18 protein-coding genes are annotated in these 14,914 nt (G+C 67.3%); 11 read left to right on the top strand and 7 right to left on the bottom strand.

Going from position 1 to position 14,914, the window contains the following annotated elements; translation table 11 throughout:
- Positions 1-7 precede the first annotated feature (7 nt).
- From ROA7023_RS09240 to ROA7023_RS09260, 5 genes are all read left to right on the top strand, one after another.
- The gene (locus tag ROA7023_RS09240) at positions 8-436 is read left to right on the top strand and encodes an HPr kinase/phosphorylase (RefSeq protein ID WP_085878731.1); all 429 of its coding nucleotides are present in this window, start codon (positions 8-10) and stop codon (positions 434-436) included.
- Positions 433-1,371, top strand: coding sequence for an RNase adapter RapZ (gene rapZ / locus ROA7023_RS09245; RefSeq protein WP_085878732.1), 939 nt, complete (start codon positions 433-435; stop codon positions 1,369-1,371). Before ROA7023_RS09240 ends, rapZ begins: the two co-directional genes overlap by 4 nt.
- Entirely contained in the window at positions 1,368-1,760 is a 393-nt protein-coding gene (locus ROA7023_RS09250; RefSeq protein WP_085878733.1) for a PTS sugar transporter subunit IIA, read from the top strand. Before rapZ ends, ROA7023_RS09250 begins: the two co-directional genes overlap by 4 nt.
- An 8-nt stretch (positions 1,761-1,768) precedes the next feature.
- The gene (locus ROA7023_RS09255) at positions 1,769-2,047 is read left to right on the top strand and encodes an HPr family phosphocarrier protein (RefSeq protein WP_085878757.1); all 279 of its coding nucleotides are present in this window, start codon (positions 1,769-1,771) and stop codon (positions 2,045-2,047) included.
- An 81-nt stretch (positions 2,048-2,128) separates the two neighbouring features.
- A complete protein-coding gene (locus ROA7023_RS09260) occupies positions 2,129-2,977 on the top strand; it encodes a lysophospholipid acyltransferase family protein (protein WP_234992104.1) in 849 nt (282 codons plus the stop codon).
- Here ROA7023_RS09260 and ROA7023_RS09265 read toward each other — a convergent pair.
- A complete protein-coding gene (locus ROA7023_RS09265) occupies positions 2,974-3,849 on the bottom strand; it encodes a 3-hydroxybutyryl-CoA dehydrogenase (RefSeq protein ID WP_085878734.1) in 876 nt (291 codons plus the stop codon). The two genes, ROA7023_RS09260 and ROA7023_RS09265, sit on opposite strands and share 4 nt — an antisense overlap.
- A gap of 164 nt (positions 3,850-4,013) precedes the next feature.
- Between ROA7023_RS09265 and ROA7023_RS09270 the strand changes: the two genes are divergently transcribed.
- Positions 4,014-4,856: a DUF6473 family protein gene (locus ROA7023_RS09270; RefSeq protein ID WP_085878735.1), complete on the top strand. Its 843-nt coding sequence runs from the start codon at positions 4,014-4,016 to the stop codon at positions 4,854-4,856.
- An 81-nt stretch (positions 4,857-4,937) separates the two neighbouring features.
- Here ROA7023_RS09270 and ROA7023_RS09275 read toward each other — a convergent pair whose 3' ends face one another.
- From ROA7023_RS09275 to ROA7023_RS09300, 6 genes are all read right to left on the bottom strand, one after another.
- Entirely contained in the window at positions 4,938-5,861 is a 924-nt protein-coding gene (locus ROA7023_RS09275) for an electron transfer flavoprotein subunit alpha/FixB family protein (RefSeq protein ID WP_085878736.1), read from the bottom strand.
- Positions 5,861-6,619: an electron transfer flavoprotein subunit beta/FixA family protein gene (locus ROA7023_RS09280; RefSeq protein WP_085878737.1), complete on the bottom strand. Its 759-nt coding sequence runs from the start codon at positions 6,617-6,619 to the stop codon at positions 5,861-5,863. The genes ROA7023_RS09275 and ROA7023_RS09280 overlap by 1 nt, the downstream gene beginning before the upstream one ends.
- A gap of 313 nt (positions 6,620-6,932) precedes the next feature.
- Complete coding sequence (locus tag ROA7023_RS09285; RefSeq protein ID WP_085878738.1) at positions 6,933-7,505, bottom strand: cob(I)yrinic acid a,c-diamide adenosyltransferase; 573 nt, start codon at positions 7,503-7,505, stop codon at positions 6,933-6,935.
- A 4-nt stretch (positions 7,506-7,509) separates the two neighbouring features.
- Complete coding sequence (locus ROA7023_RS09290) at positions 7,510-7,707, bottom strand: twin transmembrane helix small protein (protein ID WP_085878739.1); 198 nt, start codon at positions 7,705-7,707, stop codon at positions 7,510-7,512.
- Positions 7,708-7,767: 60 nt separating this feature from the next.
- Positions 7,768-8,592 (bottom strand): SDR family NAD(P)-dependent oxidoreductase, encoded by an 825-nt coding sequence (locus ROA7023_RS09295; protein WP_085878740.1) that lies wholly within the window; start codon positions 8,590-8,592, stop codon positions 7,768-7,770.
- 39 nt (positions 8,593-8,631) lie between these two features.
- Positions 8,632-9,129, bottom strand: coding sequence for an SH3 domain-containing protein (locus tag ROA7023_RS09300; protein ID WP_085878741.1), 498 nt, complete (start codon positions 9,127-9,129; stop codon positions 8,632-8,634).
- Positions 9,130-9,395: 266 nt separating this feature from the next.
- Between ROA7023_RS09300 and ROA7023_RS09305 the strand changes: the two genes are divergently transcribed.
- From ROA7023_RS09305 to ROA7023_RS09325, 5 genes are all read left to right on the top strand, one after another.
- Complete coding sequence (locus ROA7023_RS09305; RefSeq protein ID WP_085878742.1) at positions 9,396-11,819, top strand: DNA topoisomerase IV subunit A; 2,424 nt, start codon at positions 9,396-9,398, stop codon at positions 11,817-11,819.
- A gap of 57 nt (positions 11,820-11,876) precedes the next feature.
- Complete coding sequence (locus ROA7023_RS09310; protein ID WP_085878743.1) at positions 11,877-12,269, top strand: hypothetical protein; 393 nt, start codon at positions 11,877-11,879, stop codon at positions 12,267-12,269.
- Positions 12,266-13,525: a DUF898 family protein gene (locus ROA7023_RS09315; RefSeq protein WP_085878744.1), complete on the top strand. Its 1,260-nt coding sequence runs from the start codon at positions 12,266-12,268 to the stop codon at positions 13,523-13,525. Before ROA7023_RS09310 ends, ROA7023_RS09315 begins: the two co-directional genes overlap by 4 nt.
- Before the next feature lie 8 nt (positions 13,526-13,533).
- On the top strand, positions 13,534-14,652 hold the full coding sequence (locus ROA7023_RS09320; RefSeq protein WP_234992105.1) for a M48 family metallopeptidase: 1,119 nt from the start codon (positions 13,534-13,536) through the stop codon (positions 14,650-14,652).
- A gap of 135 nt (positions 14,653-14,787) precedes the next feature.
- The coding region (locus ROA7023_RS09325) for a GTP-binding protein (RefSeq protein ID WP_234992111.1) at positions 14,788-14,914 on the top strand (127 nt) is incomplete at its 3' end.

Below are 14,914 nucleotides of genomic sequence, written 5' to 3' on the forward strand. Positions count from 1 at the left end.
CCGGACCATGCCCGCGCCCACGACCCTGTCCCTGCACGCGACGACGGTCGCCTGGAAGGGACGGGCGGTGGTCCTCACCGGCAAGAGCGGGTCGGGCAAGTCCGAGACCGCGCTGATGCTGATGGCGTGGGGCGCGCGCCTTGTCGCCGACGATTCAACGGTGCTCAGCCGGGCCGGGGCCGGCCTGACCGCGGCCTGCCCTCCCTCGATTCGCGGCTTGATCGAGGCGCGACGGGTGGGGATCCTGAACGCCGAGCCGGTTGCCGGCGCCGCGGTGGTCCTTGCGGTCGACATGGAGCGGGTCGAGTACAGCCGCCTTCCGCCACGACGCAGCGTCTCGTGGCTCGGTGTCGACATCCCCTTGATATTCCGGGTGGACGCTCCCCATTTTGCAGCTGCGATATTGCAGTATCTCAAGGCGGGGCGGCACCGATGACAGATCCGGGCCACGTATGGCAAAGCCAGAAGCTGGTGCTGGTCACCGGCCCGTCGGGCGCGGGCCGGTCCACCTGTATCAATGTGCTTGAGGATCTCGGCTACGAGGTGATCGACAACCTGCCGCTGACGCTTGCGCCCCGGTTGATGGAGGGCCCTCCGCTGGGCCGGCCGCTCGCGCTTGGGCTCGACGTGCGCAACCGGGACTTCGGCACCGATGCGCTGGTCGACCTGATCGACGGTTTCGCCGGGCGGCAGGGGCTCGACGCGCAGGTCCTCTACCTCGACGCGGACGAGGATACGCTCGTGCGCCGCTATTCCGAGACCCGCCGCCGCCACCCGCTCGCCCCGAACGACCCGCCGCTGACGGGCATCCAGCGTGAGCGTGACCTGCTCTGGCCGATCCGAAGCCGGGCGGACGTGCTGATCGACACCTCGACCATGAGCCCGCACGACCTGCGCGACGAGGTGGAGCGCTGGTATGCGACCGACGACAGCGCCGGCATGGGGGTCTCGGTCACCTCGTTTTCCTACAAGCGCGGATTGCCGCGCGGCCTGGACCTGGTGTTTGACTGCCGGTTCCTGCGCAACCCGCATTGGGAGCCTTCGTTGCGCGGGCTGACTGGGCGGGATCCGGCCGTCGATTCCTATGTTGCGTCCGATCCGCGCTTCGACGACTTCTTTACCAAAGTGCGCGACCTTGTGGTCAGCTTGCTGCCCGCCTACCGGGACGAGGGCAAGTCACACCTGTCCGTCGGCTTCGGATGCACCGGCGGGCAACACAGATCCGTGGCCTTGACAGAAAGGCTGGCCGGGGCACTTGCGGCGGCCGGATGGCAGGTGTCTAGTCGGCATCGGGAACTTGAGCGGCACGCTGGCAACAGCGGGCCCACGCGCGAAGCGGGACAGGGAATGAGGGGCGACGGGCGACCGTGATCGGGATCGTTATCGTGGCACATGGGGGACTGGCCCGCGAGTATCTTGCGGCGGTCGAACATGTGGTCGGCCCGCAGGAGGGCATCCGCGCCATCGCCATCGCTCCCGATGACGATCGCACGGCCAAGCAGGACGAGATCTGCGACGCTGCCGACGAGGTCGATACCGGCGCCGGCGTGGTCATCGTCACCGACATGTTCGGCGGCTCGCCGTCCAACCTGTCGCTGCGGGCCTGCTCGCCGGAAAACCGCCGGATCGTATATGGCGCCAACCTGCCCATGCTCATCAAGCTGGCCAAGTCGCGCCGCAGATCGGTGCCCGATGCCGTCGCGGCGGCGCTGGCGGCCGGACGGAAATATATTGACAGTCTGGCAATCGGCGGGGATTGACCGAAGTCATGAGCCAGACCGCGCCGCGCCGCCTGAAAATCGTCAACGTCAAGGGTTTGCACGCCCGTGCCTCGGCCAAGCTTGCCGAAGTCGTGGAGGCGCATGACGCGAGCGCCGTCGTCCGCAAGGACGGAGAGGAGGCCTCGGGCGACAGCATCATGGGGCTTTTGATGTTGGCAGCCTCGATGGGAACCTTTATCGAAGTAGAGACCAGCGGCACGGAGGCCGAACGGCTCGCCGACGCCATAGAGACGCTGGTGGCCGACAAGTTCGGCGAGGGAGACTGACGCGCATGATGCGGGTGCGACCGAGGGGACAGGACCGGGTTGACTGACGCGAGCAGCCGGAACGTTGCCGGGCGGGGGCCCTTGAGGAGGGGCGGCGCGCAGAGGGTCTATGACCGTCGATCGCTGACCTATGCGGAGAGTTTCGACAACGTCTTCAAGCGGACCACGATCAAGTCCATCGAATGGATGACCGGCAAGATCGAGATCATCCGCCGCGTCAGGAAGTTCGAGCGCACCGGCACGGCCTACGGCCAGGCTTTCTGGCCCGCCACGATGAAGATCATGGGCATCGACATCCAGACGCCCACCGAACAGCTGGAGCGTATTCCGGCCACCGGGCCCGTGGTTCTGGTCGCAAACCATCCCCACGGCCTGATCGACGGGATGGTGCTGGCCGACCTGATAGGGAGGCGGCGCAACGATTATCGGATCCTGACCCGCGCCCTGCTGACCGGCATCGACGAGAGTGCGTCGACCTACATGATCCCCGTGCCCTTCCCGCACGAGCCCGACGCCCAGAAGAAGATGATCGAGATGCGCGCCGCCGCCATGGACCATCTGGCCAAGCGCGGCCTGATCGCGTTGTTCCCGTCGGGCGTGGTCGCCACGTCCCGGCGGATGCTGGGCCCGGCGGTCGAGGCGGAATGGAACCTGTTCACTGCCAAGATGATCCGCAGGTCGGGGGCGTCCGTGGTCCCGTGCTTCTTTCCGGGCGCGAATTCGCGGGCATTCCAGATCGCCAACCATCTGTCACCTACCCTGCGGCAGGGCCTTCTGATCCACGAGATCGTCCATGCCTTCGACAAGCCGCAGGCGCCGGTCATCGGTCACGCCATCGGCCCCGAGGAATGCGAGGAGCGAAGCCGCGATCCGCGGCAGTTCATCGCCTGGCTGCGTGAGCAGACGCTGATGCTGGGGCCGGACGCCTAGCGGGTCGGGATCGGCACTTCGCCGGTATAATCGTAGAATCCGCGGCGGGTCTTGCGGCCCAGCCAACCGGCCTCGACATATTTCGTCAGCAGCGGACAGGGGCGGTACTTGGTATCGGCCAGCCCGTCATGCAGTACGTTCATGATCGCAAGGCAGGTGTCCAGCCCGATGAAATCCGCAAGCTCCAGCGGCCCCATGGGATGGTTCGCGCCCAGCTTCAGCGAGGTATCTATGGATTTGACCGATCCCACCCCCTCGTAGAGCGTATAGATCGCCTCGTTTATCATCGGCATCAGGATGCGGTTGACGATGAAGGCTGGGAAATCCTCGGCCGTGGCAGAGGTCTTGCCCAGCTTCTCGACCACCTGGTGAAGCGCGTCGAAAGTCGGCTTGTCGGTGGCGATACCGCGGATCAGCTCGACCAGCTGCATCACCGGCACCGGGTTCATGAAGTGGAAACCCATGAACTTTTCCGGCCGGTCCGTGCGCGACGCCAGACGCGTGATCGAAATCGACGAGGTGTTCGAGGTCAGGATCGTCGACGGCTTGAGGTGCGGCACGAGGTCTTCGAAGATGGCGGTCTTGATGGTTTCGCGCTCGGTCGCGGCCTCGATCACCAGGTCGGTCTGCCCCAGCTCGGCGAGTTTCGGCGTGGACGAGATCCGCGCCATCGCCGCGTCCTTTTCTTCCTGGCTGATCTTTTCGCGGCTGACCTGCCGGTCGAGGTTCCTTGAGATCAGGGCGCGACCGGCATCCAGGGCGTCCTGGCTGATGTCGGTCATCAGCACCTCGTAGCCGGCAAGGGCAAAGACATGGGCAATGCCGTTGCCCATCTGCCCCGCGCCCACGACGCCAATCTTCTGGATGTCCATGTCTTGCCTCCGTCACCGGACCGATTGTCGAGTGTAGGGCCCGTCACAACAGAGCCGCAAGCCCGAGGCAATATCCAAAGATTGTCTAAACGCCAATGTTTAAGGTTTCGGCAATCTGTATGGGGGAAAGTTGTCACTGCGATTGAATGATGGTGGTGGGACACATGAAACACGCAGTGATTGGCCGTTCAGGCCTTCAGTACGAGCTCGGCAGCTATGGTTTTTCGAGACTCACGTTTCGAAGACCGCGCAGGACGCTGGATGCGCCCTACGCGGCCTTCGTCGGGGGGGCTGAAACCTTCGGGAAATTCCTCGAGGACCCTTTCGTCGACCGGATCGAGCGCAGGACCGGTGTGACCTGCGTCAACTTCGGTATCGTGAACGCTGGCATCGGGGCACATCTGGGCGATTCCGCCGTGATGGCGACCTGCCACGATGCCGCGCTGACCGTGGTGGAGCTGATGGGCGCACACAACCTGTCGAACCGATTCTACCAGGTGCATCCGCGCCGCAACGACCGGTTCGTGCGGGCGACGCCACTCTTGCAGGAAGTCTACGACGAGGTGGATTTCGCGGATTTCGTCTTTACCCGGCACATGCTGGCGGCGCTTCGGAGCGTCTGTCCGAAACGATTCGAGATTGTCCGGCGGGAGTTGCGCCGGGTCTGGGTCGAACGCATGACCGAATTCCTGTCGGAGCTGCCAAGGAAACCTCTGCTGCTGTGGCTGGCGCCGCGACACGACGACGAGGCCGAGACCGACGCGGAATGGATGGAGCCGCTCTTTGTGACGTCCGGGATGATCGAGAAGATCCGCCCCCTGGGCCGTGGGCTGATCGAGATTTGCCCTGACGCCAAGAGCCTGGAGGTCGGCCGGCGGGTCCTGGTCCATGAGCCTGGTGAGGCGAAGGCCGCGAACCTGATGATGGGCGCCGATGCCCATGAGCAGGTGGCCCGCGCGATCGGGCCCATCGTGGCAAGCTTCGCCGACCGGGGGCCGGGCGGCTGACCGGACACCACACATGATGCCGCGCGAAAAAGGGCGGGCCCCATGGCCCGCCCTTGCTGCGTCGTTGTCGGACCGCTCGGGTCAGAGTTTCTCGGTCAGTTCCGGGACCGCGTCGAACAGGTCCGCGACCAGGCCGTAGTCCGCGACCTGGAAGATCGGCGCCTCTTCGTCCTTGTTGATCGCGACGATGATCTTGCTGTCCTTCATGCCGGCAAGGTGCTGGATCGCGCCCGAGATTCCGACCGCGATGTAGAGGTCGGGGGCGACGACCTTGCCGGTCTGGCCGACCTGCCAGTCGTTCGGCGCAAAGCCCGAATCGACCGCCGCGCGGGAGGCGCCGACAGCGGCCCCCAGCTTGTCGGCCAGCTTCTCGATCAGCGCGAAGTCGTCCTCGGAGCCGACGCCGCGACCGCCCGACACGACGATCCCCGCGGAGGTCAGCTCCGGGCGGTCGCTTTCGGCGACCTTGTCCTCGACCCATTCCGACAGGCCCGTGCTGCCGGGCACCGCGACGTCCTCGATCGGAGCCGAGCCGCTGGCCTCGGCCGCGTCGAAGGACGACACCCGGACGGTGAAAACCTTCTTGCCGTCGGAGGATTTCACGGTCTGGACGGCGTTACCGGCATAGATCGGACGCTCGAACGTGTCGGCATCGACGATGCCGGAGACGTCGGACAGGACCATCACGTCCAGAAGGGCGGCGACCCGGGGCAGGATGTTCTTGGCATCGGTCGTGGCGGGGGCGGCGATGTGCTCATAGCCCCCCGCCAGCGACACGATCAGGTCTGCAGTGGCCTCGGCCAGGCGATGGTCGAGCGTCGCATCCTCGGCCTTGAGCACCTTGGCCGCGCCCAGGGCAGCGGCCTGGGTGGCGGCGTCGGTGACATTGGCCCCGGCACAGAGGATGTGAACCTCGCCCAGCGGGGCGACGGCGGCCAGCGCCTTGCCCGTCGCATCGGCGTTCAGGGCGCCGTTGGTGATTTCGGCAAGCAGGAGAACGGCCATCAGACGGCTCCCTTCTCTTTGAGTTTCGCGACCAGCTCGTCGACCGACCCGACCATTTCGCCCGCCTTGCGGGTTTTCGGTTCGGCGGTGGAGACGACCGTGTGCCGAGGCGTGACGTCGACGCCGAAATCGGCGGGTGTCTTTTCGTCGAGCGGCTTCTTCTTCGCCTTCATGATGTTGGGCAGCGAGGCATAGCGTGGCTCGTTCAGGCGCAGATCGACCGAGACGATGGCCGGCATCTTCACCTTGATCGTCTGCAGGCCGCCATCGACCTCGCGGGTCACGGTGGCGCTGTCGCCCTCGATCGCCAGTTTCGAGGCGAAGGTCGCCTGCGACCAGCCGAGAAGCGCCGCCAGCATCTGGCCGGTGGCGTTCATGTCGTTGTCGATGGCCTGCTTGCCGCAGAGCACGAGGCCCGGCTCTTCGGCGTCGATCACGCCCTTGAGGATCTTGGCCACGGACAGGGGCTCGATATCGGTATGGACGTCCTCGGCCGCGACGACCAGGATCGCCCGGTCGGCGCCCATGGCCAGGGCCGTGCGCAGTGTTTCCTGGCTTTGCTTGACGCCGATCGAGACGGCGATGACCTCGGTTGCGATCCCGGCCTCCTTGAGGCGGATCGCCTCTTCGACGGCGATCTCGTCGAACGGGTTCATCGACATCTTGACGTTGGCGAGATCGACACCGGAGCCATCCGCCTTGACGCGGACCTTCACGTTGTAATCGATCACGCGCTTGACGGGCACGAGCACCTTCATGCGCTATCTCCTTGGGCTTCATGACTTTGCGCCCGTGTTACCTTGGCCGGCAGGGCCGCGACAGGGCAAAATCGTCACGTTAGCGCCAACCTACGTCGCGTTCCGGGGAATCCTTCGTTCGCTCGACCCCTGTTTCGGGTGCAGAGCAGGCGCCGGGGGTGGGGGGTGGCGCGGCAATTCCTTGCTCATCGCGCCAGGCCGGGGTCGGCTGTGACTTGGTGCGGTCTGGTCCACGAGGCGCCGCCGGGGGCGCTGCCCCCGGACCCCCGGGATATGGAAGGCAATGAAGCCCCCGGGGCGTGCCGCTGTCAGGTCAGCGGTTCTTGCCGGGCACCCAGAGGACGTCTTCGCGGCCGTCGTCATTGGCGATGCGGGAGGCCACGAAGAACCAGTCGGACAGGCGGTTGAGATAGGTGACCGCGTCGGGGTTCACCGTTTCCAGGGTCGCGAGCTCGACCGTCATGCGCTCTGCCCGGCGGGAGACGGTCCGGCACAGGTGCAGGTGCGCGGCCAGGGGCGATCCGCCCGGCAGCACGAAACTGCGCAAAGGTTCGAGCGCGTCGTTCATCGCGTCGATTTCCGATTCGAGCCTCGCCACCTGGCTGGCCGCCATGCGCAGGGGCGGGTACTCGGCCTCGGCGTCCTTCTCCATCTCCGGGCGGCAGAGGTCCGCGCCGAGGTCGAAGAGGTCGTTCTGGATCGCGGCGAGTCTCGCGTCGATCTCTTCGGAGGCGTGGAGCCGGGCGAGCCCGACGGTGGCGTTGGCTTCGTCCACGGTGCCGTAGGCGGTGACGCGCAGGCTGTGCTTGGCCACGCGGGCGCCGTTCCCCAGCGCCGTCTCGCCGGCGTCCCCGGTTCGGGTGTAGATCTTGTTGAGCACGACCATGGTGTCAGCCTCCGCGGCGAATGAGGACGAAGAGAAGAATCAGGATGACGGCCACGAACTGGGCGCCGATCCGCCATTTCATGAGTTTGTTCGATGTCTTGGGATCACCGCCCTTGCCGAAATTGCCGATGCCCATGAGCAGGATGGCCGCGACGCCGAGCACCGCGAGGGCGACGACGATGAAGAGGGGATCGCTGGCCATGGGAGGCTCCTTTCCGTGGCTTTCGCCCGATGTAGCAGGGATGCGGCCATTGCCAAGGGGTCAGCTCCGCGCAAGCAGCCAATCGGACAACCGCGCGGGCAGGGCCCGGCGCATGACGCCCGCGATATGGGTCGGCGTCGTCACGTAGTACCGCGCCCTGGGTCGGGGCGCCGTCAGGGCGCGGACCAGCTTGGTCGTCACGGCCGAGGCCGGCCACTGCATCTTGCCGTCGCTGCCCTTGTAAAGCATGTCGAGCAGCGTCGCCTCGTAGTCCGCGCGGCGGGCGGAGGCGCGCCAGTCGATCCAGCGTTCGAACTGTGAGATGGCGTTGGCGCGGAACGGGGTGTCGATCGGGCCGGGTTCGATCAGGACGACGTCTATGCCGGTGCCGGCCATTTCCTGCCTCAGGACATCGGAATAGCCTTCCAGCGCGAACTTGGTGGCCACATAGGCGCCACGGTATTTCGCCCCGACGAGGCCCAGGACCGACGAGCATTGGATGATCCGGCCGCGCCGGGCCGGGCGCATCACGCGGATCGCCCGGGTCGTCAGGTCGTGCCAGCCGAAGAGGTTCGCTTCGAAATTCGCGCGAAGGGCGGCGGTGGGCACATCCTCCAGCGGTCCGGGCACGGCCCAGGCGCCATTGTTGAACAGCGCATCCAGCCGTCCGCCGGTCAGGGCCACGGCTGCGTCGAACCCAGACGCAATCGTCGCCTCGTCGGCATAGTCAATGAGAACGGCGTCGAGCCCCGACGCCTTCAGCCGGTCGACGTCAGCGGGTTTGCGGGCCGACGCGATGACGTGCCAGCCCTTCCGCGCGAGGGTCTGCGCCGCATCTAAGCCGATGCCGGTGGAGCAGCCGGTGATGAGGATCGTGCGTGCCATGACGCCCTATCGCAAGCCGGAGCGACGTCGTCCAGCGTCTCAGAGCCCGTCGAGCAGGAAGTCGGCGGTCCAGCCGGTCGATCCGTTGGGCATCTCGATTTCTGCCCAGCCCCCGCGGGTATCCAGCAGGCGGACGTCCTGCCCGCGCTCCAGCTGCAGCATGATGCCGTAATCCGTGCCGGGGCCGGTGCGGACGTTCACCTTGCTACCGTTGACATAGACGATGCGCTGGCCCGGTTGCGGCGTCTGCTCGGTCGCGATCTGCAGCGCCTCTGTCACGGCATCGGCGCCCGAGGTCCATCGCGGTGCCGGCTCGGCGGCGGGCTCTTCGCTTTCGGCCGATGCGGTCGCGGGCTCAGGGGGGCGAAGAAAGCGGGCCTGCGTCGCGGTGCCGTCCGCCGGTGCGGTCGTCACCAGCGGCCGGGTCGCGGCACGGGTGACGCCGACATCGCTGTCCTCGGCGATCTTGTCCGGATCCGCGAGCGGCGCGGCCGGGGCCGCCGCCACGGTGCGGGTATCGGGCCGGGTCTCGAGCACGTAGTCGGCCCCCCCCCCGAAAGTTCATAATAGCTCCAGGCGAGAAAGCCGAACGTCAACAGCATGAAACGCTTCACAGGCGCGGACCCCCCAGTCCTGATTTGATTTCAGTCGCCGCACTTTAGCAGAGGGAAATCGATTCTTGCCCCCCTATTCTGCAATTTTGTCCACAGAGGCGGACCCTGCGTCCCGCGGGCCGCTATTGCCGGTAAGTCAGGCGCGTTCGGGCGCTAGACCATGGGACGCGGTCAGTGTAGCCATGAGCCATGGCCGACACGCCCGACCCCGACTCTGTCCCACGCGATCTGGTGGAGCCGCTGCGCCGAGCGATCGGAGAGCGGTATCTGACCTATGCCCTGTCGACGATCATGCACCGGGCGCTGCCCGATGCCCGCGACGGGCTGAAGCCGGTGCATCGGCGGATCCTCTACGCAATGCGCGAGTTGCGGCTGACCTCGACCGGGGGGTTCCGGAAATCGGCCAAGATCTCCGGCGACGTGATGGGCAATTACCACCCCCATGGCGACAGCGCGATCTACGACGCGATGGCGCGGCTCGCGCAGGATTTCAACGTGCGCTACCCGCTGGTCGACGGGCAGGGGAACTTCGGCAACATCGACGGCGACAACCCCGCCGCCGCCCGCTACACCGAAGCGCGTCTGACGGCCGTTGCCGAGGCATTGCTGGAAGGCCTGGGCGAGGACGCGGTCGACTTTCGCGCCAATTACGACGGGACACTGACCGAGCCCGCGGTGTTGCCGGCGGCGATTCCGAACCTGCTGGCCAACGGCTCTTCGGGGATCGCGGTGGGGATGGCCACCAATATCCCGCCGCACAATATCGACGACCTGGTGCAGGCCTGCCTGCACCTGATCAGGACGCCCGATGCCCGCGACGAGACGCTGCTGAAATACGTGCCCGGCCCGGATTTTCCGACCGGTGGCGTGCTGGTCGAGCCCGCGGAATCGATCGCCGAGACCTATCGCACCGGGCGCGGCGCCTTCCGGTTGCGCGCGAAGTGGGAGGTCGAGGATCTGGGCCGCGGCCAATGGCAGGTGATCGTCACCGAGATCCCCTACCAGGTGCAGAAATCCAAGCTGATCGAGAAGCTGGCCGAAGTCATCCAGACCAAGAAGGTGCCGCTTCTGGCCGATGTGCGCGACGAGAGCGCCGAGGACATCCGCATCGTGCTCGAGCCGCGCTCGCGCAATGTGGACCCCGAGATGCTGATGGGGATGCTCTATCGCAACTCGGACCTGGAGATCCGGTTCTCGCTGAACATGAACGTGCTGATCGACGGGGTCACGCCGAGGGTCTGCTCGCTCAAGGAGGTTCTGCGGGCGTTCCTGGACCATCGGCGTGAGGTCCTGCTGCGGCGGTCGCGCTATCGGTTGGCAAAGATCGACCACCGGCTGGAGGTGCTTGAGGGGCTGATCACGGCGTTCCTGAACCTCGACCGGGTGATCGACATCATCCGCTACGACGACGACCCCAAGGCCGCCCTGATGTACGAGGATTGGTCCAAGTCCCACCAGGCCGGCATCCCCCGCGCGATGACGGAAGGCGACTACGTCTCGCCCCTGCTGGGGGTGGACCGCGACGCGCTGGTGCTGCTGGACGACCCCGAGGCGCGGGCGCCCGACGAGATCGCCGAGGGGGCGCCCGCCGGCGTGCCGCGCCGGTTTGATGGCCGCGAAGAGGGGCTGTCGGACGTGCAGGCCGAGGCGATCCTCAACATGCGCCTGCGGTCCCTGCGCCGCCTCGAAGAGCTGGAGCTGGTCAACGAGCGCGACAAGCTGATGGTCGAGCGCGCGGGGATCGAGGATCTGCTGGAAAGCGAGGGTCTGCAATGGGCCCGGATCACCGAAGAGCTGAAAGAGGTCCGGGCGAAATTCGGGGCCAAATCCGAAGGCGGCGCAAGGCGCACCGTCTTTGCCGAGGCGACAGAGGTGCCGGACGTGCCGCTTGAGGCGATGATCGACCGCGAGCCGATCACGGTCGTCTGTTCGCAGATGGGCTGGATTCGGGCGATGACCGGCCACATCGCCCTCGACCGCGAGCTGAAGTTCAAGGATGGCGACGGGCCGCGCTTCCTGTTTCATGCCGAGACCACCGACCGGCTTCTGCTGCTGGGCTCCAACGGCCGGTTCTACACCCTGTCCGGCGCCAACCTGCCCGGTGGGCGCGGCATGGGCGAGCCCGTGCGCCTGATCGTCGATCTGCCGAACGAGGCCGAGATCGTGGCGCTTTTCGTGCATCGGCCCGGGGCCAAGCTCTTGCTGGCCTCCAGCACCGGCGACGGCTTCGTCGTGGCCGAGGAAGAGGTGCTGGCCCAGACCCGCTCCGGCAAGCAGGTGCTGAACGTGCGCAGCCCCGCCGTCGCCCGGATCTGCCATAGGGTCAGCGGCGACCACGTGGCCGTGGTGGGCGACAACCGCAAGGTTCTGGTCTTCCCCCTGACCGACCTGCCCGAGATGGGCCGGGGCAAGGGTGTCCGGCTGCAGAAGTACAAGGACGGCGGCCTGTCTGACGCCACGACCTTCACGCTGGAAAACGGCCTCAGCTGGCTTGACCCGGCCGGACGGACCCGCACCGTTGCCGCAGACGATCTGGCGGAATGGCGCGGCAACCGGGCCACGGCCGGTCGCATGGCTCCGCGGGGCTTTCCCCGGAACAACCGCTTTGACTAGGGTCCGCGCCGTGATCCGGCACGCCGGCGGGGACACAGCGAAAGGACGGTGGGTGGGATGAAGGCGCTGAAGGCTCTGGCGATTGTCGCCCTCGTTCTGGGGGGTATCTTTTTTCTGTCGAACCAGATCGGTCGGTTTTTCCTGGCGCTGCCGGACGGCGAGCCCTGCCCGCAGGTGACAAGGGCAGAGGCCGAGGCCGGCGGCGCGGTCTTCGGGATCCGCAACGGCGATGACCGGCGCGGCGTCAAGGGACTGCGGATCCTGCAGGACGGCAATGCCGCGGTGGAGGACTGCGTCTGGATCGGCGACATCTTTTCCTGCGGCCAGCCCGGGCCCGCGACGGTCTATGTCCGGTCGGGGAACGCCCGGACGGTCTTCGTCATCGACCGTGACGCGGTGATCGGCGGCACCTGGGACGAGATTGCCTGCGTGATGCCGGACCCCGCATGACCCGTGCGGCCTCGACAACCTGGCCCGGCGGCGCGTTGCCGGCGGACGGCTCGGCGGCCCCCCCGCAGGCCGAGCGCGAGGCCGCAGATGTCATCGCCCCGCCAGAGGCCGACGCCCTGCCGGTGGCCTGTGTCGCCACCCGCGGGCCGTTGTTCGGCCTGGCGTTGCGGACCGGCGCACTGACGGTCCTGACGCTGGGCTTCTACCGGTTCTGGATGAAGACGCGGCTGCGCCGGTGGTACTGGTCCTCGGTGCGGCCCGGGGGGCTGCCGATGGAATACGTGGGCGAGCCGCTGGAAAAGCTCCTCGGCTTCCTGGTGGCGGTCGTTATCCTCGCGTTCTACATCGGCGTGGTGAACCTGCTGCTGATGTTTGTCAGCCTGTCGGTCTTCGCAGGGTCGGCGCCGGCCTTCCTGATGTCGCTGCTTGGGGTGATCCCGCTGTGGTTCTACGCCCGCTACCGGGCGCGGCGCTACGTGCTGGCCCGGACCCGCTGGCGCGGCCTCCGCTTCGGGCTGGAGCCGGGGGCCTGGGGCTATGCCCTGCGGGCGCTGGGCCATTGGCTGGCCGTGATCCTGACGCTCGGGCTCCTGTGGCCGCGCATGACCTTCGGGCTGGAGAAATACCGCACCGACCGGACATTTTTCGGCGGGCTGCGCCTGCACCAAGGCGGCCGGTGGACCATGCTGCTGCCCGCTTTCGGGCATGTCATGGGCGGGGCGGTCTTTTCCGTGGTCTTCGTGCTCGCGGCGTTCGACGGTGCGCCGGATGCGTTCTGGATGCTGGGCCTGTCGGTGCCGTGGCTCGTCTTCGGCCTGGTGCATTACTCGGTCGAAGCGACCCGCCTGATGGCCAATGCCAAGACCGCCGGGCCGCTAGCGCTCGACTCCCGGCCGAGGACGGGAAAGATCGCGCGGATCTACCTCTTCGGCGGTCTTGCCGCGCTGATCAGCCTGTTGATCCCGCTGGCGGTCGCGGGCCTGCTGCTGGCCGGGGCCGAGGCGACCTTTGCCGGGATCCTCGAGAGCCATCCGGCGCTGTTGGCCGTTGCGGGGGCCGCCCTCTACATCGCCCTCGCCCTGATCTGGAGCACCTTGCGGCATGTTTTCCTGACCATGCCGGTCTGGCGCCACTACGCCGAGACGCTGACCGTGACCGGCGCGGTCGCCCTGCCCGAGACCCGGCAGCGGGCGCGTGATCCCTTCGCCGAGGCCGAGGGGTTTGCCGAGGCGCTGGACGTGGGGGCGGCGATATGAAGCCGGCGATGCGGATATCGGTCGGCAGCGGCCCCCCGGTGTTCCGGGCCCGGGCGATCTGGATGGACGGGCAGGCGGGCGCGGCCGCTCCGGTCGAGATCGGCCTGGACGACGCGGCCCAGGAGCTTGTCATCGGGGACCACGCCCGCTGGCCTTTCGCCCAGATCCGCCAGTTGCGGGACCAGGCCGGCGGGGATCAGGTGGTCCTGCGCCGGGCCGACGACCCGGTGGCGCGGCTGGTGGTGCCGTCCGGCGACGACGCGCGGGTCATCCGCTCGCGCGCCCGGCGCATCGACCGCGTGCCCCGCGCCAGCGGCCTGCGGCGCATCGCGGCCTGGGCCGTGGCGGCGCTGGCCTCGGTCGCGCTGATCGTCTTTCTGCTGGTGCCCGCGCTGGCCGACCGCCTGGCCGCCTTCCTGCCGCCCGAGGGGGAAAAGGCACTGGGCGACGCGACACTCCACCAGGTGCGGCAGGCGCTGAGCGAGGATTTCGATCCGCTCAGGATCTGCGACGCGCCCGGGGGGCAGGCCGCGCTGGAGAGTATCGGCACGAGGCTGGCGGCGGGGGCCAACCTGCCGGTGCCCCTCACCGTGCATGTGCTGGACCACGAGCTGGTCAACGCCTTCGCCCTGCCTGGCGGGTACATCGTCTTCTTCGACGGCCTGCTGCAAGAGGCCGGCGGCCCCGAGGAGGTCGCCGCCGTCTTCGCCCATGAGATGGGCCATGTGGAGAATCGCGACCCGACCCGGATTGCCCTGCGCTCGGCCGGGTCGATCGGCGTGCTGGGGCTGTTGCTGGGGGATTTCGCCGGCGGGGCGCTTGTGCTGTTTCTGACCAACCAGCTGATCCAGGCCGATTACACCCGCGAGGCCGAGGCCGGGGCCGACACCTATGCCCACGCCCTGCTGCTGAAGGCCGGGATGCCCCCCGAGGGGATCGCCACCTTCTTCGAGCGGCTGTCTTCCGACGCCGGAGAGCCGACCGGGCTGGAGCGGCATTTCATGTCCCATCCCGCGCTGGGCGACCGGGTCGCCGCCGCGCGGGCGGCCACGCCCGAGGGCGCGACGTTTGCTCCGGTTCTGAGCGACGCCGAGTGGCGCGCCCTTCGCGGCATCTGCACCGATTGAGCTTCGGGGTGGCGGTGGCGCGGCGGCCTCAAGACCTGCTTGATTTTCCCGTCGCGGGGCAATACATCGCCCGCGATGTGAAATCCGGGCCGGGCAATCTCTGCCAGCCCCCAACCTGCGAGGCGCAAGAAAGCCATGGGCAAGGCAAAGTTTGAACGCAACAAGCCGCACGTCAACATCGGCACGATCGGTCACGTTGACCACGGCAAGACGACGCTGACGGCCGCGATCACGAAGTATTTCGGCGACTTCCGCGCCTATG

It is taken from the genome of Roseisalinus antarcticus, assembly GCF_900172355.1.
GTDB lineage: Bacteria > Pseudomonadota > Alphaproteobacteria > Rhodobacterales > Rhodobacteraceae > Oceanicola > Oceanicola antarcticus_A.